Genomic DNA, 19,284 nt, shown 5'->3' with positions numbered 1-19,284 from the left:
GCGGCCGGCTCGGCGAGCCAGGCCGCGACGGAGGGGCCACCTGCCCGCCGCACCCGCAGCGCCTCCGCCGGCTCGGCGAGCCAAACCGGCGGTCGGTCGGGTGCGTCACCCGAGCCCGCCGCGTCACCCGAGCCCGTCCCACCGCCCGAGTCCGCCTCGTCGGCCCCGCCGCCGCCCGAGGCGCCCAAACCCGCCGCATCGCCCGAGTCCGGTGCGTCACCCGAGCCCGCCGAGCCCCGTGAGAGCGGTTCGCCCGGCCCGTCCACCGAAGGGGACACCCCGTGAGTCTCCTCGACGTGTGCCTCCGGCTCGTACTCGTGCTCGGGGCGTTCCTCGTGCTGCCCCTGCTGATCGGGCAGACCGAGCACAAGGTGATGGCGCACATGCAGGCGCGGGTCGGCCCGATCTACGCGGGCGCCTTCCACGGCTGGGCGCAGCTGGTCGCCGACGGCGTCAAGTTCGCGCAGAAGGAGGACATCGTCCCGGCCGGCGCCGACCGCAAGGTGTTCAAGCTCGCGCCGGCCGTGGCGCTGATTCCTTACTTCGTGGTGCTGATCGCGATCCCGATCGGGCCGAACGGCTTCGTCGGCCGCACGATCGACGCCGGCATCGTGTTCGTGCTCGCGGTGATGGGCGTCGGGGTGCTCGGGTCGCTGATGGGCGGCTGGGCCTCGGCCAACAAGTACTCGCTGCTCGGCGGCATCCGCTCGGCCGCCCAGCTGATGGCCTACGAGCTGCCGATGCTGCTCGCCGCGGCCTCGGTCGCGATGGCCGCCGGGACCGTGTCGCTGCCTGGGATCGTCGAGGGCTTCGAGTGGTGGTGGCTGCCCTGGCAGGCGATCGGCGGCGTGGTGTTCTTCACCGCCGGCCTCGCCGAGATCCAGCGCCCGCCGTTCGACATGCCGGTCGCCGACTCGGAGATCATCTTCGGCGCCTACACCGAGTACTCCGGCCTGCGCTTCGCACTGTTCCTGCTGTCCGAGTACGCCGGGATCCTGATCGTGTGCGCGCTGACGACCGTGCTGTTCCTGGGCGGTTGGCACGGACCGTGGTCGGACTCGGTCGGCTGGTTGTGGACCCTGCTCAAGATCGGTGTGCTCGCGTTCGTGGTGATCTGGCTGCGGGTCAGCTATCCCCGACTGCGCGAGGACCAACTGCAAAAGCTCGCGTGGACGGTGTTCGTCCCGCTCGCGCTCGGCCAACTCGTCCTGACCGGCGTGGTAAAGGTGGCGACCTGATGAAGGGCCTGGCCAAGGGCCTCGCGGTGACCCTCAAGACGCTCACCAAGAGGTCCGTCACACAGTCCTATCCGGAGGTCCTGCCGGAACTGCCGCCCCGCTCGCGCGGGGTGATCGCGCTGTTCGAGGAGAACTGCACGGTCTGCATGTTGTGCGCGCGCGAATGCCCGGACTGGTGCATCTACATCGACTCGCACAAGGAGGTCGTGCCCGCCCGCGAACCCGGCGCGCGCGACCGCACCCGCAACGTGCTCGACCGCTTCGCGATCGACTTCGCGCTGTGCATGTACTGCGGGATCTGCGTCGAGGTGTGCCCGTTCGACGCGCTGTTCTGGTCGCCGGAGTTCGAGTACGCGACCGGCGACATCCACGAACTCACGCACGAGAAGGACAAGCTGCGCGAGTGGATGTGGACCGTCCCGCCGCCGCCCGCGCTGGACGAGCACGCCGAGGACCCCAAGGAACTGATCCAGGCCCGCAAGGCCGTCGAGAAGGCGGAGAAGGCCGCGGCCGCGGCCAGGGCCGCCGCGACGAAAGCGGAGGAGAACCCGTGAACCTCGCCGCCACCGAGCACGGTTTCCTCTCGCCCACCGGCGCCGAGATCGCCTTCGTCCTGATCGGCCTCGTCGTGCTCGGCTCCGCGCTGCTCGTGGTGACCACCCGTCAGGTCGTGCACGCCGCGCTGTGGCTGGTGGTCACGCTGGGCGGCCTCGCCGCCGAGTTCCTGCTGCTCACCGCCGAGTTCATCGCCTGGGTCCAAGTGCTGATCTACGTCGGGGCGGTCGTGGTGCTGCTGCTGTTCGGCCTGATGCTCACCAAGGCGCCGATCGGCTACTCCGAACCGGCCGACCCCGCCGCCCGGATCCCGGCCGTCGTGGTCGCGACGGCCGCCACCGCGACTCTGCTCACCGTGATCGTGGACGCGTTCCGCACCGCCTACCTGCACCTGGGCGACGACACCGTGGGCAGCACCGAGGTCACCGGGCAGAGCCTGTTCAAGGTGTGGGTGTTGCCGTTCGAGGTGTTGTCCGTGCTGCTCCTGGCCGCGCTGATCGGCGCCATCGTGCTCTCCCGCTCCCGCTCGCGCGCGCACTCGGGCCGGAAGGACTGACCCCGCGATGCATCTGGTCTATCCGCTCGTCCTCGCCGTCCTGCTGTTCGGCATCGGGCTCTACGGGGTGATCGCGCGCCGCAACGCGATCCTCGTGCTGATGTCGATCGAGCTGATGCTCAACGCGGTCAACGTCAACCTGGTCGCGTTCGACATGTACCTGCGCGACACGCTGCACGCCGGTCAGGCACTGACCCTGTTCGTGATCACCATCGCCGCCGCCGAGATCGGCCTGGGCCTGGCGATCGTGCTGATGGTGTTCCGCAATCGGGCCACCACCGACATTCCCGAACTGCGCGAGCTCGCCGAGCACAAGGAGGGATCGGTATGACGGTCGCCGCCGCGACGGCCACCGGCCTGCCCGCGCTCGCGGCCCTGCTGGGGCTGTTCCTCGGGCGCCGGGTGCGCCCGGTCCTGATCGCCGTACCCGCCGCCCTGATCGCGACCGGGCTCGCGATCGCCGTGGCCGCCGGTATCGGCGACGACGTGCGCGAGTCGGCGGTGCGGCTGACCCCCACCGGCGCCCTGGACATCACGCTGGGGCTGCGCGTGGACGGACTCGCGGCGCTGTCCGCGGTGCTGGTCACCGTGGTCGCGCTGCTGGTGCAGGTGTACTCGGCCGCCTACCTGCGCGAGGATCCGCGCTACTCGTCCTACGCCGCGCTGGTGTCGTTGTTCACCGCGGCGATGTTGCTCGTCGTGTACACCGGCGACCTGATCGTGCTCCTGGTCGGCTGGGAGGTGATGGGCATCTGCTCGTACTTCCTGATCGGCCACCACTGGGAGACCGAAGCGGCCCGCTCGGCCTCGATCAAAGCGTTCGTGGTCACCAAACTCGGCGACGTGCCGTTCCTGATCGGCATCCTCGTGCTCGCCACGGGCGCCGACTCGTTCCGGATTCGCGACGTGCTCGCCGCGGTGCCCGAGGGCGGCGCGGGGTGGGTCACCGCCGGCACCCTGCTGCTGCTCGGCGGCGTCGTGGGCAAGTCCGCGCAGGTACCGCTGCAGACCTGGTTGCCGGACGCGATGGCCGGCCCGACCCCGGTGTCCGCGCTGATCCACGCAGCCACCATGGTCGCCGCCGGTGCCTACCTGGTGGCCCGCCTGTACCCGGCCTTCCTGGCAGCGCACGCGACGCTGATCGTGCTCGCGGTGCTGGCCGCGGCGACGATGATCGGCTCGGCCCTGGCCGCGCTCGCCCAGGAGGACCTCAAGCGGGTGCTCGCGTGGTCGACGGTCGGCCAACTCGCCTACATGACCGGCGGGCTCGCGGTCGGCGGACGCGACGCGGCGGTCTTCCATCTGCTCTCGCACGGTGCCTTCAAGGCGCTGCTCTTCCTCGGCGCCGGAGTGGCCATCCACGTCGCCGGGACCGGCGCGCTGGCCGGCATGGGCGGACTGCGACACCGGGCGCCGATCGCGTTCTGGACCATGACCGCCGGGCTCGCCGCGCTCGCGGGTCTCCCGCCGTTCGCCGGCTTCTTCAGCAAGGAGGCGGTGCTCGGCGCGGCCGAGCACACCGCCGCCGGGCACGGCCCGGTACCGGAGGTGGCCGGCTGGCTGGTCCTGGTGTTCGGGCTGCTCACCGCCGCGTTGACCGCGGCCTACGCGACCCGGGTGTGGCTGCGGGTGTTCTTCGGGCCGGCGCGCGAGAGCGCGCCCGGCGCGGAGGTGCCCGCGCATGCCGACGCGGCGGACTACGCCAAGCCCACCCACGCGGGCGAGGCGCCCGCCGCGATGCTGTGGCCGCTGATCGTGCTCACGGTGCCCACCGTGCTGTTCGGCTTCCTGGCCTTCCCGGGCCTGCCGTCCCTCGGCAGCGACGCGGGCTACGACGACTTGGCCCCGCACCTGCCGACCACGGTGCTCGCGCTGGTCGCGTTCGTGATCGGAGCCGGTGTGGTCGCCGCCCTGTGGCGGCGCGACCGGGCCGCCGATCCGGCCCGGGTGCTGGGCCCGCTGCGCGGCCCGGCGCTGCGCGGATTCGACATGGACGGGCTGTACGCGGCGCTGGTCCTGGTCCCGGTCCGACTCGCCGCCAAGGCGGCGCGGTTCGCCGACGGGGCCGTCGTCGACACCTACGTCGAGGGCGCCGCGCAGAGCGCGTGGCTGCTTGGCGGCGGGATCCGCCGGGGCCAGAACGGCAACGCCCGGCTCTACCTGACCGGCCTGTTCGCGGGTGTGGTCGTGCTCGCCGTCGCCGTGGCGGTGGGCTCGTGACCCGCTGTCGGTCGTTGCCCCCGACGCCCTCTCATGCCCAGGAGACCTCGCGGTGAGCGTCGTGCTGATCCTCGTCGTGGCCGTGCCGCTGCTCGGCGCCGCCATGCTCCTGCTGCCCGGGATCGCGGATCGCGCGGCCCGGCTGGTCGGCGTCGGCGTGAGCGCGGCGACCCTGATCGGTGCCGTCGTGCTCGCGTGCGGCTTCGACCGCGGGCGCGGCATGCAGTTCGAGACCGACGTGTCCTGGGCGCCCTCGCTGGGCCTGCGCTTCCACCTCGGTATCGACGGCATCTCGCTGCCGCTGCTGCTGCTCACCGCGCTGCTCACGCTGCTGGTCGCCGTGCACAGCCTGTGGAACATTCCGCCCGGCGGCGACTCCCGTGCGTTCGTCGCGCTGTTCCTGCTCCTGGAGACCGGCACGCTGGGTACCTTCGCGGCGCTCGACCTGATCCTGTTCTTCCTGTTCTTCGAGGTCGTACTGGTCCCGATGTACTTCCTCATCAACCGCTGGGGGAGTCCGGGCGAACGCGGTCCGGCCTCGTACAAGTTCATCCTGTACACGCTGCTCGGCTCGGCCGTGATGCTGCTCGGTTTCCTGCTGATCCAGGCGAAGACCGGCACCTTCGACATGGTCGAACTCGCCGACCGGCACGGCGTGGGCATGTCGCACGGCGTCCAGGTGCTGGCGTTCCTGGCGATCGGCCTGGGCCTGGCGGTCAAGGTGCCGATGTGGCCGCTGCACACCTGGCTGCCCGACGCGCACACCGCCGCGCCGACGGCCGGCTCCGTGCTGCTGGCCGGTGTGCTGCTCAAGATGGGTACGTACGGCCTGATTCGGATCGCGGTGCCGATGTTGCCGGAGGGCGCCGAGACGTTCGCGCCGTATCTGGCCGCGTTCGGCGTGGTCGGCATCGTGTACGGCTCGCTGGTGTGCCTGGCCCTGCTGCGCGACCCGGACGGCGACCTCAAGCGCATCATCGCCTACTCGTCGGTGGGCCACATGGGCTTCGCGCTGCTCGGCATCGCCACGCTCACCCCGCAGGGGATCAACGGCGCGCTGTTCGTCAACATCGGCCACGGCCTGGTCACCGGCCTGCTGTTCTTCCTGGCCGGCGCGGTCAAGGACCGGCACGGCACCGCACTGCTCGGCCGACTCGGTAGCGGGATGTACGGGCGCACCCCTCGACTCGGCGCGCTCGTCGCGTTCGGCGCGGTGGCCGGGCTCGGGCTGCCCGGGCTGGCCGGCTTCTGGGGCGAACTGCTCGCGATGTACGGCGCGTACGAGCCGGCGGCCGGGTTGTCCACCGGCGGCTATCGGACCTTCCTGGTCCTGGCCGGCCTGGGCACCGTGCTGACCGCGGCCTACATGCTCGGCCTGGTCCGCCGGTTGTGCATGGGCCCTGCGGGCGAGGCCCCGACGGGCCGGCCGGAGGTGGACGTGACCGGCCGCGAGGTCGTGGTGTGGACCCCGCTCGTCGCGCTCACCCTGCTCGCCGGACTGTGGCCGGCCACCGTGCTCGCGATCACCGACCCGGCCGTGCGTGCCCTCATGGGAGGCAGCTGACATGCCGTTCGACGTCCAGTCGATCGACTGGCTCGCGATCGGGCCGGTGGTCGCCGTCGCGGTCGCCGCGCTCGTGGTGCTGCTCGCGGACCTGTTCCTGGAGGGCGCGCGCAAGGCCGTGCTGCCCTGGCTCACCCTGATCGGACTCGGCGCGGCGCTGGTGCTGTTGGTGCCGCTGCGCACGGACGACTCCGATGCGCGCGGCACGTTCTGCTCGCCGTCGGGCTGCTCGTACATGGTCACCGACCTGACCCTGGTGCTCCAGTTGGTGCTGCTCGGCTCGGCGTTCGTGGTCGTGCTGCTGTCGATGCCGATGTTGTCGACGCCGAGGACGCGGCCGGCCGAGGACGGCGACGAGGGCGACGTGCCCGCCGGTGAGTACCACTTCCTGCTGCTGTCCTCGGTGACCGGCGCGGTCGTCCTGGCCGGCGCGCGCGACCTGCTGACCCTGGTGGTCGCCCTGGAGACGTTGTCGCTGCCCGCGTTCGCGCTGGTGGGCCTGCGCCGGGACGGCCAGGGCGGCGAGGCCGCACTGAAGTTCTTCCTGCTGTCCGTGGCCGCCACGGCGGTGATGTTGTTCGGCGTGAGCCTGGTCTACGGGAGCACCGGCAGCGTGCACCTGGCCAGGATCGCGGGCGACCTGGAGCACCTGGATCCGCGGTTGACCATGGTGGCCGCGACCGGCGCGGTGCTGACCATGGTCGGGTTCGCGTTCAAGGTCGCGGCGGTGCCGTTCCACTTCTGGGTGCCGGACACCTATCGCGGTGCGCCGATCCCGGTGGCCGCCTACCTGTCCGTGGTCTCCAAGACCGCCGGATTCGCCGGACTGCTCCTGGTCGCCGGCATCGCCTTCCGGCCGTACGCGCACATCTGGGGTCCGGCGCTCGCGGTGCTCGCCGCGGTGACGATGACCGCGGGCAACCTGGCCGCACTGCGGCAGACCGACGCGGTGCGCCTGTTGGCGTGGTCCTCGATCGCCCAGTCGGGCTATGTGCTGGTCCCGTTCGGGACGGCCGCCGGGCACGGCGAGGACCTGGCCGACACGCTGCCCGCGGCGGTCGCCTACCTCGCGGTGTACGCGGTGATGAACCTGGGCGCGTTCGCGGTGGTGACCCTGGTGGCACGCGAGCGCGGCGGCCTGGTCTCCGATCACCGCGCGCTGTTTCGCTCGCGCCCGGTCGGCGCCGCGGCGATGGCGTTCTTCCTGCTGTGCCTGGCCGGCGTTCCACCGGGTCTGGCCGGGTTGTTCGCGAAGGTGACCGTGTTCCAGGCGGTGATCGACTCCGGCACCGGCTGGCTCGCGGTGGTGATGGCGGTCAACGTGGTGATCGGTCTGTACTACTACCTGGCCTGGACCGCGCAGTTGTTCGCTCCCGCCGTGCCGGGGCTGCCGAGCCCGTCCGGCGCGGCCGGTACGGACGGCGGCCCGGGCAGCGGTGTCGTCGGCGGCGTCGATGGCATCGCCGGCCGCGTCCGGACACCGCTCCCGCTGGTTGCCGCGCTGGTGCTCACCGGGGCGCTCGGGGTGTTGCTCTCGGTCGCGCCACAGCTGGTGCTGCACGTGCTCACCGTGCCGGGACTGCTCGGCTGACCTGCGGTTCCGGTCCCGGGGCGGGGGTTACGCCCGCCTCGGGAGGGAACTCTGCGAGGCGTTGTCCCGTTGCGAAAGAAGAGACAACGGGCAGAGGGCGACAAGCCGGCGGATACTCCGCGCGGGCCCGCATTGTCACCCCTGGGACGCTTGCGAGAGGACTCTGCCGTGCACGGCCAGCACAACGGACTGAAGACCGCCGTACTGCTCGGCGGCATGTCGGCGCTCATCCTGGTCGTCGGCAGTTTCTTCGGTCGGACCGGGTTGATCATCGCCCTGTTCGTGGCCCTGGCCACGAACGGCTACGCCTACTTCAACAGCGACAAGATCGCGCTGCGCTCGATGCGCGCGCGCCCGGTCAGCGAGGCGGAGAACCCCGAGCTGTACCGGATCGTGCGCGAACTCTCCAACGACGCCCGGCAGCCGATGCCGCGCCTGTACATCTCGCCCACCGAGGCGCCCAACGCGTTCGCCACCGGCCGCAATCCGCGCAATGCGGCGGTGTGCTGCACGACCGGCATCCTGCGCATCCTGGACGCGCGCGAGCTGCGCGGGGTGCTCGGGCACGAGCTGTCGCACGTCTACAACCGGGACATCCTGATCTCGTCGGTGGCCGGTGCGCTGGCCAGTGTGATCATGTTCCTGGTCAACTTCGCATGGTTGATCCCGATCGGTCGCAGCAACGACGACGACGGGCCCGGCCTGTTCGGCATGCTGGCGATCATGATCCTGGGCCCGCTGGCGGCGAGTGTCATCCAATTGGCGGTCAGTCGTTCGCGTGAATACCAGGCGGACGCCTCCGGGGCCCGGCTCACCGGTGACCCGATGGCGCTGGCGAGCGCGCTGCGCAAGCTGGACGCGGGCACCCAGGCGCTGCCGCTGCCACCGGAGCCGAAGTTGCAGACCACCAGCTCGCTGATGATCGCCAACCCGTTCCGACGCGGCGCGGGCGGGATGAGCAAGCTGTTCTCGACGCACCCGCCGATGGCGGACCGGATCGCCCGGCTCGAGACGATGGCGGGGCACTGAGGCGGTCGGGGGCGCGACGGTTGGTGGACGGGGGCCGGCGGAGGGGCCGGGCCGGGGTGACGCATTCCGGGTGGTGGGCGGACTCGGGCGCGGGCTGATCGGGGGATCGTCAGCCCTGTGGAGGACGTCAGGGGCCCCAGGGCGGGGTAGAACAAGTCCGTGAAAACTGTCCTGAACATCATTTGGCTCGTGTTCTCCGGCCTGTGGCTGGCCATCGGCTACGCCATCGCCGGCATCGTCTGCTTCCTGTTGTTCTTCCTCGTCGTAACCATCCCATTGGGCATCGCATCCTGGCGGATCGCGGCATACGCCCTGTGGCCGTTCGGCCGCCGGGTGGAGTGGCGGCGCGATGCCGGTACCGGGTCGATGCTCGGCAACATCCTGTGGATCGTGCTCTTCGGCTGGTGGCTGGCGCTCGCGCACCTGTTCACCGGCCTCGTCCTGTGCATCACCATCATCGGTATCCCGCTGGGCCTGGCGAACTTCAAGCTCATCCCGGTCTCGCTCACCCCGCTGGGCCGCGAGATCGTCTCGACCGACGACCCGATGCACGTGGGCGTCTGAGCGGGCGGACGGGCTCGGTGCTCGCCGGTCGTGGTGATGGCCGGTCGGGCGGTTACTGAGCCCGGACAGGCCAATCGCGTGATCTCGTACGAGGGAGACCCGAGCCAACCGCTGTAGCCGCGCTCTCGGTGTGTCGATATGTCCCGGTAGGCACGGGTGGATCCACTACACCCACACCGGGAAGCAGACCCACACCGGGAAGCGCGGAGGTTGCCGTGGCGGCGACGGTCAGTGTCATCGTTCCGACCCGGGACCGCACGGCCCTGTTGGCCGATGCCCTGCGCAGTGTGGTCCTCCAGGGCATGCGCGACATCGAGGTCGTCGTGGTCAACGACGGCGGCGCGGACGTCGCGGGCGTGCTGCCGTTGGGCGTCCGGGGAATGACCGTGCGGCTGCTCTCCTTCCCGCGCTCGCGCGGCCCGGCGGCGGCACGCAACGCCGGCCTGGAGATCGCCACCGGGCGCTTCGTCGCCTTCCTCGACGACGACGACATGTACCTGCCCGGCCACCTCGACCGGGCCCTGGCCGCGCTGGAGAGCACCGGCTCGGACGCGATCTACGCGGACTGCATCCTCAGCGGCGACCGTGCGATGCCGGGCGAGACGCCGGGCAGCCCGTACCACTACGACTTCCCCTACGACCCGGACATGCTTTCGGTGGCCAACTTCGTGCCGACCACCGCCGTGGTCGCGCGCAATCCCGCGCACACCGCGCCCGCGTCCTGGTTCCGCTTCGACCCCGAGCTGCCACTGCTGGTCGACTGGTCGTTGTGGCTGCGCCTGGTGCACGACCGCGGCTGGTCGTTCGCCCGGCTGTCCGAGCCCGGCGTGGTCTACCACCGGGAACCCGCCGATTCGAGCCTGTCCGGCGGCGCGGCGGCCCAACTCGACTCGCTGGACCGGTACGAGGACACCTACCGCACGATCATTGCCCGCTGGCCCGTGCCGCCCACCGGCCGCGTCGCCCGCTTCCGCCGGCACGCCCTGACCATGTTCGCAATCGCCCGGGAGCAACTCTCCACCGGCGCCCACCTGGCCCCGTTCGCCTACGAGGACGCCCTCCGCGTCCTCCACGCGGGCTTCACCGGCCGCTTGGAGGAGGACACCGTCCCCACCCGCCTGTCCGCGGCCCTGACGGGCACGGCAACCCCGACGATCGACGCCTGCGGGCCTTTGGTGGAGCGGGTGCAGCGGTAGCGGCGGGGGTGGGTGCGCGCGGCGCGCGGGTGCGCGGCCCGGTGGTCGGGGCTGCCGGTCGGGGTTGTGGGTCGCGGGGGCGATCGCCGACCGGTCGCGGGGTGCCGGGCGCGGATTGCCCGTCGTGGGTGGCGGGTCGGTCGTCGCGCGCGGGTTGCCGGCCGTCCGTCACGGGCCCCTCGCCGGTCGCGGGTCCGCCATCCCCGTGTGTGGGACGGGCTGTCGCGGCCCGGGCGGCATGAAGGGCACAGCGGGGACCGCGGACCCACCGTCGCCGGCGATCCGTCCCCGCTGTGCCCTCGACCCGGTACCGCCGAGCCCGCGGCCGCCGCGCCGCCGCGCGCCACCGCAGGCCGACGGCCTCGATCAGCGGTAGTTCACGAACTGCAGCGCGAAGTCCAGGTCCTTGCCCTTGAGCAGCGCGATGACCTCCTGAAGGTCGTCCCGGTTCTTGGACGAGACCCGCAGCTCCTCACCCTGGATCTGCGCCTTGACGCCCTTGGGGCCCTCGTCGCGGATGATCTTGGAGACCTTCTTCGCGTTCTCCTGGGAGATGCCCTCCTGGATCGACGCGAAGATCTTGTACTCCTTGCCGGACGCCTTCGGCTCACCGGCGTCGAGCGACTTGAGCGAGATGCTGCGCTTGATCAGCTTGCCCTGGAACACGTCGAGGATCGCGTTCACGCGCTCCTCGGAGTTGGCGCGCATCTCGATCTGCTCGCCGGTCCAGCCGATGTGCGCGCCGACGTTCTTGAAGTCGAACCGCTGCGCGATCTCCTTCGAGGTCTGGTTCAGCGCGTTGTCGACCTCCTGACGGTCGACCTTGGACACGATGTCGAAAGAGGAGTCAGCCAAGGCTCGGAATCGCTTTCTGTGGGAACTGAGTGGGAGTGAAGGCAACCCAGCCTAGAGCGTTCCCCACGACCCCGACTCCGACCGCACGCCGCCCACCCGATCCGATACCGAGTGGCGAAGCACCCCCGATGGTCCGCTATTGTTGTCCCGTCGCGCCGCAAGGCGCACACGGCGGGTTGCCCGAGCGGCCAAAGGGAGCAGACTGTAAATCTGCCGGTGTATGCCTACGTTGGTTCGAACCCAACACCCGCCACACCGTGAAAGACGGCTTCCGACCAGAGGTTTTGGTCGGGGGCCGTTTTTTGTTGTGTGGGCTCGGGGCGTCGGCTCGGGTGGCGAACGGCCCCGGAGCCGGGTTGCGCGGTCCGGGGGGTTGGTTCGGTGGGTGGGCGGGATCTCGCGGTGGGTGCCCTGGGTGATGGAGCGGTCGATGGCGTCCGCGGGGGCCGTCGAGGCCGCGGTCGGTGGCCGGGGCCGCGCCGAGCACGGCGGGCCGGCCGTAGCGCTCCGTGGCCGACTGGGGTGATGCCGGCCAGGCCGGGGACGGAGGAAGGTCGCCTGGGCGGAACCTGCGGACAGCAGTGGGATGACGCCGACGCGAGCAGGGCCGCCCGGGTGAACCGACGTGGACGGATGTGCGGCATCGTGCTCATCGGGGGCGCGTGGGTGGGTCGCCACCCCATAAATTCGCCACCCCATATATCTGTCCCGGGGCCGAAAAGCTGCGATTCACCAGCCCGCGTATTCGGTACGTTCGACCGGTCGGCCAGGATGGGACAACGGCTACCGGCGGACGCGACGGGGGAGCGGATGAGCGTGGGCGGCAACGACGAACCGGTATCGCAGGACCTGATCGACTACTGCGCCACCCTGCCGGGAGTGCTGGTGGGTGCCGGGGTGCTGTTGCGCGATCGGCACGGTGGGCTCGTGGTGGTGGAGCCCAACTACAAGCCCGGCCTGGAACTCCCCGGCGGGATGGCCGAGCCGGGGGAGACCCCGCATGAGGCCGCCGGACGCGAGGTGCGCGAGGAACTGGGCCTGGACCTCACCGTCGGCCGGTTGCTCGCGGTGTGCACTACGACGGCCGGGACATTCGGGCGGGTCGTACTCGACTTCCTCTTCGACGGGCCGACGCTGACCGACGAGCAGGTCGCGGCGCTGGCTCCGGCCGACGCCGAACTGGACGCGGTGTATGTGCTCACCCCCGACCAGGCGCTGCCGCGCTTTTCGGGGCGGACGCGGCGGCGGGTCTCGGCGGCGTTGGAGGCGTACGCTGCGGGGGCCTGCCTGTATGTGGTCGACGGGCGCGAGTACCGGCCGGCGAAGGAGCGGGTGTGGCACGAGGACGAGCCGATACCGGCCGGCACTCCGGTCGGTCGGGCGGCGGGGTGGCTGTTCGATCCCGAGGGCCGGGTTCTCTTGGTCGGTGACCCGGACGGCGGGTACGCGCTGCCCGGCGGCGGCGCCGAACCCGAGGACGCGGACGCGTTGGCGACGCTGACGCGCGAGGTCGCCGAGGAGGCCAACGCGGTGCTCGGGAAGATCACCCACGTGGGCTATCTGTCCGACCCGGACGGCAGCGACGTCAGGTCCCGCAGCGCCGCCCGGATCGCCGCACTCGGCCCGCTCGTCCCCGACCCGGCGACGGGCTGGTCGTGGAGCCGCGCGCTGGTCACCCCGCGCCGCGCCGCCGTGCTCCTCGGCGACGGATACGACACGCGTCTGCCTCAGGTACTCGCCGCCCAGCGCATAGCCCATGAACGCCTCGGCGTCCCGATCCTGGACGACGACAGCCGAGTCGACGTCCCCCCGGAGGGCATCACCTTCGAGTAGCGAGCGCGCGCCCGCATCCGCAGCGAACGACAGCGACGGGTGAACCCTCCACCCGGCAGCCTGCCCCCACACCTCAAACGATCTCGGTCACGCCGGCAGTGCCGCGATCGCGATGGTCGGGCAGATGTCGATGACTGGACCGCAGGTGCCGGCCGGAAGCGCGGTTTCAGTACTTCCTGCTCTTGCTGTCGTGCATCACCCGTCGGCGAGGCGTTGGATGGTGGCGCTCAGCCACGCCTGGAGATCGGCGGGGTCGCCGAGTTCGGAACGCAGGACCCGGCGGCGGGTCGAGACGCCGAGCACGAAGGCGTCGATCGCTGCGGCTCGGCTGCGGGCGTCCGCGTCGTCCAGGCCGCTGTCGCGCAGGTAGCGGTGCAGCGGCTCCAGCGAGTTCGTGTCGAGGAAGGCGGCCAGCGCCTCCGCCGCCTCCGGGCGTTCACCGGACGCGCGTTGCAGCGCGAGCAGCGGATCCTCCCCGGGCGCACCGAACCAGCGCCGGACGATGCTCGCCGCGAGGCGCGAACCCAGCGTGGAACGGTCGCCGTCGAAGGAGTCGGAGACGGGGATCTCCACCCGGGTTGCCGCCAGGAAAAGGCCATCCTTGCCGCCGAAATAGCGCGTGATGAGGTTGGGGGACACGCCGGCCGCGTCGGCCACGCCTTTGACCGTGATCGCCGCGTACCCGTGCCGGGCGAACTGGCGTTGTGCGTGCTCCAGGATCCGCTGCTTCGTGGCGGCCGCATTGCGCAAGGGCATGTGTACGACTATACACATCATGTGTACGGTGATACACATGAACCACGAGATGCGAGACCGACTCCGGCGGACGCGGCGTGTCACGACCCCGTGGAGCGCCGACGGGACGCGCGGCATCAGCGGCACCCACCTCGACGAACTGCTCGAACGCTGGGCGAACGGATACGACTGGGACGTGCACGAGCGCCGGATCGGCGAATTCCCGTGGGTGACAGTGCAGGCAGGCGACACCGACCTGCGTGTGATCCACCAGCGGTCCGCGAATCCCGGTGCCCCGGTCGTCGTGCTGCTGCATGGCTGGCCGGACTCGGTGTTGCGGTTCGAGCGCGTCCTGCCTTTGCTTGCGGACACGCACGTGGTGGTTCCGGCTCTGCCGGGCTTCCCGTTCGCGGCCCCGCTCACCATTCCCGGCATGTCGGCCGACCGGATCGCCGGCGTCGTTGCGGACGCTCTGGCTGAGCTCGGTTACTCGCGGTACACGGTGTCCGGCGGCGACGTGGGTGGCACCGTCGCGGAACTCCTCGCGGCCGAACACCCGGAGCGGGTGGCTGCCCTGCACCTCACGAACGTTGCCCCGCAGCGTGCGCTCACGGCGGACCCGGCGAAGCTCGCGCCCGACGCGGCGGCCTACCTCGGCCGGACGGCGCAGTGGTTCCGGACCGAGGGCGGGTACATCGCGGAGCAGTCGACGCGGCCGAACACGCTCGCCGTCGCCCTCGGCGACTCACCCGCCGGCCTCGCGGCATGGATCGTCGAGAAACTGGAGGCCTGGTCCGACGAGTCGGCCTTCACCCCGGACGAGCTTCTCACCTGGGTCACCGCCTACTGGGTCACCGGCACGATCGGCACCTCTTTCACCACCTATGTCGAACCGGTCACCCTCCCTGACCGGATCGACACGCCGACCGTGCTCTCCGTGTTCCCGCGTGACATCAAACCGGAGCCGCGAAGCTACGCCGAGGCGTTCCTGAACGTTTGCGATTATGTGGAACACCGAGCCGGCGGCCACTTCGCAGCCTGGGAACAGCCGGAGGCTTACGCCGACGACGTACACCGTGCGGTCGAGCTGGGCGGCTGAAACGGAGCTTGCGGACGCTCCACCACTGCAACGCCATGGGCCGCGCGCCCGGCACGGCCCATGGCGTCGAGCGGCGGCCACACCGCCGGATGCGCGATCACGTTCGCGGCCTGTTCGGCCCGGTCGGGCGCGAGAACGGTCGGCAACCGGCCGAATTCGTCGGCCGCGCCATCCCCGACGGGCGCCGACACCCACTCGGCCGGCGCCTCGGTGGGACGCGGACGATGGTTCAGGCCACGAGTAGGCGGAGGCCGAGTTCTGCCGCGTCGAGGGCGACGAGGTCGCGGTTGCGCTCGGCCCATCGGCCTGAGGAAAGGTCCTCGCGGAGTCTGTCCACTGCCCGCTGCTCGGCCTTTGGCCCGACTCTGGTCCATACCGATACCGCGCGGCGCACGTGTTCGTCCAAATACGCCTCGGGCCGGCGCCAGTAGGCCTCGAAGAAGCCGTCGGCGCAGTCCCACGGGATGAGCACCGGCTCCGCGCGGCCCCCGATCGCGCTGGTCAGGTCGGCCAGGGAAGGCCAGTCGACGAGAAGGTCGGCGAATTCGGGCAGGTAGTCGCGGGTGAGCCAGAACCTCTCACGCCGGCCGGCGTCACCGGCGTCGTAGGTGAACACCACCACACGGCGGGCCACCCGCCGCATCTCGCGCAGCCCGGCGATCGGGTCCCGCCAGTGATGAACGGTGCTGAAGGCCATCGCGGCGTCGAAGGACTGGTCCTCGAACGGGAGGCTCTGCGCACTGGCGGCCACGCACGGAGCCGCGCCCGCGGGACGTTGCGCCCGCATGACCGCCGACGGTTCCACCGCCGTGACGTCGCGGTCGGGGGGCTCGTAGGAGCCGGTGCCGGCCCCGACGTTCAGTACCGTCCGTGCGTCCCCGAGCGCGTCCCAGACCTTCGCGGCGATCCGCGGCTCGGTGCGTCGCGTCGCCGGGTAAGCGGATCCGATGGCGTCGTACAACTGCGCGCCGAACACCTTCAGTTGTTCCTCCGGCGTCGACCTGATCCCCATTGCCCGCGCCTCCAGTTCCCTGTCTATGGCCGTCACCATGGCAGCGGCGCGGTCGCGCTGTTCCAGCAGCAGGCCGCGCAGTCGGCGCAGGTGCGCGACAGCGTCGGTGGCCGGGTCGTCGACCAGATTCGCGATCTCGCGTAATCCGAAGCCCAGCCGCCGGTAGGCGAGTACCTCCCGCAGTCGCTCCACGTCGCCCGCCGAGTAGGCCCGGTAGCCGGCCGCGGTCCGCGCGGACGGCTGCACGAGGCCGACCTCGTCATAGTGATGCAGCGTGCGGACGCTCACGCCGGCCAACTCGGCCACACGTCCCACGGTCAGGTGCTCTTCCACGCCACCGACAATGCGGCATGACGCCACGTGAGGGTCAAGCGCTTCGCTCCCCGTACCGCGCGTGGCCGGCCACGGCCAGGCTCCGCATCCGCCACGAAGCTCGCCCCGCACTCACGCCCTGAGCCGGTCGATCCCCGACCGGACGATCTCCAGCCGGGTCAACGCCGACTCGCCCAACGGCCCCAACTCGCCCGAACCTCAACTCGCCCGAGCCCCGACTCCCCCGAACCCCAACCCGCCCAGGCATCAACCGGCCCGAGCCCCGATCAACCCTCGCCGGCCATCCCGCCTCGGATGTCCTTCGTCAGCTCCAGCAATTCCGCCTCGCGGTCCGCGCGTTCCCGTGGCCATCCGAGGGCGTCCGGGCGGGTTTGCCACGGATGGGGGCCGTCCAGGGGCCGGTACTCCACGCCCAGCGCGTCCAGCCGGGCCAGATGTCCCGACGTCAACCGTGTCGTGAAGTCGGCGAAGTCGCCCGGCCCGGACCACACCGCCTCGGCGAACGCGCACAACCTCGGGAAGGCCATGTAGTCGATCCGCCGGGCCGAGTCCATGTGCTCGGTCCAGATCTGCGCCTGCCCGCCCAGCACCCGCGCGCCCTCCGCGGCGGACAACGCCGATGGGACCGGCCGGAACGCGTACACGTTTGCCAACGTCAGCAGCGGCCCGACCGGAATCGGCTCGTCCGTGCCCTCGCCCTGGCGGTAGTCGAGGTAGACCGAGGTGTCCGGACACGCCACCACGTCGAACCCGGCCCGGGCCGCCGCGATCGTGCCGTGCTCGCCGCGCCAGCCGCCGATCAGCGCGTCCGAGGGCACCGCCGCGCCGCCCGCCAGCACCTCGTCCCAGCCGAACAGCAGCCGCCCGTGCGCGGCCAGCATCCCGGCCAACTCGGCCACGAACCAGCCGCCGAGCGAGCCCGGATCGGGATGCCCCATCCGCTCCCACGGCCCGGTCGGCACCTCGTCGCCGCCCACGCACACATACCGGGACGGGAAGATCGCGCACACCTCGGCCAGCACGTCGCGGCAGAAGCCCAGCGCCTCCTCGGTCGGCGCGAGCACCCCGTCGGACAACCCGCCCCACCGGGTGCGCACCCCCTCCACCGGCACCGCGCCGAGCGACGGATAGGCCGCCACCGCCGCCTGTACGTGTGCCGGCAGGTCGATCTCGGGCACCACGGTGATGTGCCGATCGGCCGCGTACGCGACGATCTCGCGCAGGTCGTCGCCTGTGTAGTAGCCGCCGTGTGGCCGCTCGTCGAACGTCTCGTGCTGCCGCGACCCACGCATGCTGCCCGTGCGCCACGCGCCCACCGAGGTCAGCCGGGGCCATCGCGGCACCTCGATCCGCCAGCCCTGGTCGTCGGTCAGATGCAGGTGCAGCACGTTCAACCGGTGTACCGCCATCAGGTCCACGAAGCGCAGCACGTCCTGTTTGGGCAGGAAGTGCCGGGCCACGTCCAGCATCACCCCGCGCCGGCCGAAGGCCGGCTCGTCCTCGATCACGCACACCGGCAGCGACCATTCGCCCACGCCCACCCGCGCGCGCCGGAACACGTGCGCCGGCAACAACTGGCGCAGCGTCTGCAGGCCCGCGAACACTCCGGCCGCCGAGCCGCCGCGCAGTTCGACCGTCGAGGCGGTGACCTCCAACCGGTACCCCTCGGCCGGCAGCGCGTCCGGGTCGAGCAGCAGCGCGATGCCCGGGCCGGGAGCCAGGAAACACCCGGTCGCCGGGCCGAGCGCGCCGCGCAACCACACGGCCTCGGCGGCCAGCTCCGGCGGATGAGTCAGACCCGTGGCCGCCGTCAGCGCGAATGTGCCCACCCCTGGGGCAACCCGAGCCGGCCGAGGCACCACACACGCCGCCGCCGACATCGCGGAGGAGCCGGCCCCGGAGGAGCCTGCCGAGGACGAGGACGAGGACGAGGACGAGGTCGTCGAGGAGGACGTGGTCATCAGGGAATCAGTCCTTCACCGCTCCGCCGAGCCCCGAGACCAGGTGCCGCTGTACCAGCACGAAGAAGATCAGGACCGGAATGGTCATCAGTGTGGACGCGGCCATGATGCCGCCCCAGTCGTTCTCGTCCGGCTTGAAGAACACCATCAGTGCCGCCGGCAGCGTCTGGTGGTCGGTGTCCAAAATGAACGTCTTCGCGAACACGAAGTCGTTCCACGCGGTGATGAACGAGAACACCGATGTGGCCGCGAGCCCGGGTGCCACCAGCGGGAACAGGATCCGCCACAGGATGGTGAACCGGTTCGCGCCGTCGATCCGGGCGGCCTCCTCCAGGGATTCGGGGATCGCCTTGACGAAGCCGCGCAACATCCAGATCGCGAACGGCAGCGAGAACGCCAGGTTGACCAGCATCAGCGAGCCGAGTGTGCTGAGCCCGAACCCGGGCGCGACCGTGCCGATGTCGCGGACCAGGAAGAACAGCGGGATGGTCAGCGCCTCGACCGGCACCATCTGGGCGACCAGGAACATCACCAGGATCGTGGTGCGGAACTTGAAGTCGAACCGGGTCAGCGCCACCGCGGCCAGGAACGACACCAGGCCGGAGAGTACGACCACCACGGTCGCCACGATCAGGCTGTTGAGGAAGTAGCCGCCGAAGCCGCTGACCCCGAACGCGTCGCGGAAGTTGTCCAGCGTCGGATGCCACGTCCACGGCCGAGGGTCGACCGAGTTGATCTCGCCGTCCGGCTTGAGCGCGGAAAGCACCATCCAGTACAGCGGGAACACGGTCAGCAGCGCGATCACGATCGCGGTGGTGTCGGCGATCCGCCGGGACACCTTTCGGTTTCCCTTGGAGCGACGGATCCCGGCCGGACGAACGGTGGCGGCGACCGGGATCGGGACGGACGCGGTCGCGGCGCCGGCGCCCGAGGAAGCGGGCGA

At 71.1% G+C, this 19,284-nt stretch carries 17 protein-coding genes, 1 tRNA gene and 1 pseudogene; 13 read left to right on the top strand and 6 right to left on the bottom strand.

Annotation, left to right across the window (positions count from 1 at the left end; translation table 11 throughout):
• Positions 1-278 (bottom strand): annotated as a pseudogene (locus ABZS54_RS24455) (hypothetical protein); the annotation flags it as partial.
• A gap of 3 nt (positions 279-281) precedes the next feature.
• Here ABZS54_RS24455 and ABZS54_RS24450 point away from each other — a divergent pair.
• The 10 genes from ABZS54_RS24450 to ABZS54_RS24405 all read left to right on the top strand — a co-directional run bounded on the left by ABZS54_RS24450 (position 282) and on the right by ABZS54_RS24405 (position 10,513).
• Positions 282-1,238 carry a complex I subunit 1 family protein gene (locus ABZS54_RS24450; RefSeq protein WP_355539862.1) on the top strand — a complete coding sequence of 319 codons (957 nt, stop codon included), beginning with the start codon at positions 282-284 and terminating at the stop codon, positions 1,236-1,238.
• Positions 1,238-1,792, top strand: a complete 555-nt coding sequence (locus ABZS54_RS24445; protein WP_355539859.1) for an NADH-quinone oxidoreductase subunit I — start codon at positions 1,238-1,240, stop codon at positions 1,790-1,792. Before ABZS54_RS24450 ends, ABZS54_RS24445 begins: the two co-directional genes overlap by 1 nt.
• Positions 1,789-2,349: an NADH-quinone oxidoreductase subunit J gene (locus ABZS54_RS24440; RefSeq protein WP_355539857.1), complete on the top strand. Its 561-nt coding sequence runs from the start codon at positions 1,789-1,791 to the stop codon at positions 2,347-2,349. The genes ABZS54_RS24445 and ABZS54_RS24440 overlap by 4 nt, the downstream gene beginning before the upstream one ends.
• Positions 2,350-2,356: 7 nt before the next feature.
• Positions 2,357-2,680: an NADH-quinone oxidoreductase subunit NuoK gene (gene nuoK, locus ABZS54_RS24435; RefSeq protein WP_355539854.1), complete on the top strand. Its 324-nt coding sequence runs from the start codon at positions 2,357-2,359 to the stop codon at positions 2,678-2,680.
• Positions 2,677-4,569, top strand: coding sequence for an NADH-quinone oxidoreductase subunit L (locus tag ABZS54_RS24430; protein ID WP_355539851.1), 1,893 nt, complete (start codon positions 2,677-2,679; stop codon positions 4,567-4,569). Before nuoK ends, ABZS54_RS24430 begins: the two co-directional genes overlap by 4 nt.
• Before the next feature lie 52 nt (positions 4,570-4,621).
• Positions 4,622-6,133 carry an NADH-quinone oxidoreductase subunit M gene (locus ABZS54_RS24425; RefSeq protein ID WP_355539848.1) on the top strand — a complete coding sequence of 504 codons (1,512 nt, stop codon included), beginning with the start codon at positions 4,622-4,624 and terminating at the stop codon, positions 6,131-6,133.
• 1 nt (position 6,134) lies between these two features.
• Positions 6,135-7,724 (top strand): NADH-quinone oxidoreductase subunit N, encoded by a 1,590-nt coding sequence (locus ABZS54_RS24420; RefSeq protein ID WP_355539845.1) that lies wholly within the window; start codon positions 6,135-6,137, stop codon positions 7,722-7,724.
• Between the two features lie 168 nt (positions 7,725-7,892).
• The gene (gene htpX, locus ABZS54_RS24415; protein ID WP_355539842.1) at positions 7,893-8,753 is read left to right on the top strand and encodes a zinc metalloprotease HtpX; all 861 of its coding nucleotides are present in this window, start codon (positions 7,893-7,895) and stop codon (positions 8,751-8,753) included.
• 159 nt (positions 8,754-8,912) lie between these two features.
• Positions 8,913-9,317, top strand: a complete 405-nt coding sequence (locus tag ABZS54_RS24410) for a YccF domain-containing protein (RefSeq protein ID WP_355539839.1) — start codon at positions 8,913-8,915, stop codon at positions 9,315-9,317.
• Positions 9,318-9,532: 215 nt separating this feature from the next.
• Positions 9,533-10,513, top strand: a complete 981-nt coding sequence (locus tag ABZS54_RS24405; RefSeq protein WP_355539836.1) for a glycosyltransferase family A protein — start codon at positions 9,533-9,535, stop codon at positions 10,511-10,513.
• A 366-nt stretch (positions 10,514-10,879) separates the two neighbouring features.
• Here the strand turns inward: ABZS54_RS24405 and ABZS54_RS24400 are convergent, their stop codons facing one another.
• Positions 10,880-11,368 (bottom strand): YajQ family cyclic di-GMP-binding protein, encoded by a 489-nt coding sequence (locus ABZS54_RS24400; protein WP_026217952.1) that lies wholly within the window; start codon positions 11,366-11,368, stop codon positions 10,880-10,882.
• A 170-nt stretch (positions 11,369-11,538) separates the two neighbouring features.
• On the opposite strand from ABZS54_RS24400, the gene ABZS54_RS24395 reads away from it, so the two are divergent.
• Both ABZS54_RS24395 and ABZS54_RS24390 read left to right on the top strand, forming a co-directional pair.
• Positions 11,539-11,621, top strand: a tRNA-Tyr gene (locus tag ABZS54_RS24395).
• Positions 11,622-12,178: 557 nt separating this feature from the next.
• Positions 12,179-13,201, top strand: a complete 1,023-nt coding sequence (locus ABZS54_RS24390; protein WP_355539833.1) for an NUDIX hydrolase — start codon at positions 12,179-12,181, stop codon at positions 13,199-13,201.
• Between the two features lie 195 nt (positions 13,202-13,396).
• Here the strand turns inward: ABZS54_RS24390 and ABZS54_RS24385 are convergent, their stop codons facing one another.
• The gene (locus ABZS54_RS24385; protein WP_355539831.1) at positions 13,397-13,957 is read right to left on the bottom strand and encodes a helix-turn-helix domain-containing protein; all 561 of its coding nucleotides are present in this window, start codon (positions 13,955-13,957) and stop codon (positions 13,397-13,399) included.
• Between ABZS54_RS24385 and ABZS54_RS24380 the strand changes: the two genes are divergently transcribed.
• Positions 13,932-15,035, top strand: a complete 1,104-nt coding sequence (locus tag ABZS54_RS24380) for an epoxide hydrolase family protein (RefSeq protein ID WP_355539829.1) — start codon at positions 13,932-13,934, stop codon at positions 15,033-15,035. The two genes, ABZS54_RS24385 and ABZS54_RS24380, sit on opposite strands and share 26 nt — an antisense overlap.
• 229 nt (positions 15,036-15,264) lie before the next feature.
• Here ABZS54_RS24380 and ABZS54_RS24375 read toward each other — a convergent pair whose 3' ends face one another.
• The 3 genes from ABZS54_RS24375 to ABZS54_RS24365 all read right to left on the bottom strand — a co-directional run bounded on the left by ABZS54_RS24375 (position 15,265) and on the right by ABZS54_RS24365 (position 19,206).
• Positions 15,265-16,353 carry a MerR family transcriptional regulator gene (locus ABZS54_RS24375; protein WP_355539871.1) on the bottom strand — a complete coding sequence of 363 codons (1,089 nt, stop codon included), beginning with the start codon at positions 16,351-16,353 and terminating at the stop codon, positions 15,265-15,267.
• Positions 16,354-16,646: 293 nt separating this feature from the next.
• Positions 16,647-18,341 (bottom strand): beta-N-acetylhexosaminidase, encoded by a 1,695-nt coding sequence (locus ABZS54_RS24370; protein ID WP_355539827.1) that lies wholly within the window; start codon positions 18,339-18,341, stop codon positions 16,647-16,649.
• 7 nt (positions 18,342-18,348) lie between these two features.
• Entirely contained in the window at positions 18,349-19,206 is an 858-nt protein-coding gene (locus tag ABZS54_RS24365) for a carbohydrate ABC transporter permease (protein ID WP_355539868.1), read from the bottom strand.
• Positions 19,207-19,284 lie beyond the last annotated feature (78 nt).

The organism is Embleya sp. NPDC005575, assembly GCF_040605455.1.
Lineage (GTDB): Bacteria > Actinomycetota > Actinomycetes > Streptomycetales > Streptomycetaceae > Embleya.
The sequence above is the reverse complement of the archived record's forward strand: the minus strand, read 5'-3'. Positions and strand labels throughout refer to the sequence as shown.

Coding starts and splice junctions, on each gene's coding strand:
- ABZS54_RS24445 (WP_355539859.1), top strand. CDS start 1,238: ATGAAGGGCCTGGCCAAGGGCCTCGCGGTGACCCTCAAGACGCTCACC.
- nuoK (WP_355539854.1), top strand. CDS start 2,357: ATGCATCTGGTCTATCCGCTCGTCCTCGCCGTCCTGCTGTTCGGCATC.
- ABZS54_RS24430 (WP_355539851.1), top strand. CDS start 2,677: ATGACGGTCGCCGCCGCGACGGCCACCGGCCTGCCCGCGCTCGCGGCC.
- ABZS54_RS24420 (WP_355539845.1), top strand. CDS start 6,135: ATGCCGTTCGACGTCCAGTCGATCGACTGGCTCGCGATCGGGCCGGTG.
- ABZS54_RS24390 (WP_355539833.1), top strand. CDS start 12,179: ATGAGCGTGGGCGGCAACGACGAACCGGTATCGCAGGACCTGATCGAC.
- ABZS54_RS24385 (WP_355539831.1), bottom strand. CDS start 13,957: ATGCCCTTGCGCAATGCGGCCGCCACGAAGCAGCGGATCCTGGAGCAC.
- ABZS54_RS24370 (WP_355539827.1), bottom strand. CDS start 18,341: ATGACCACGTCCTCCTCGACGACCTCGTCCTCGTCCTCGTCCTCGTCC.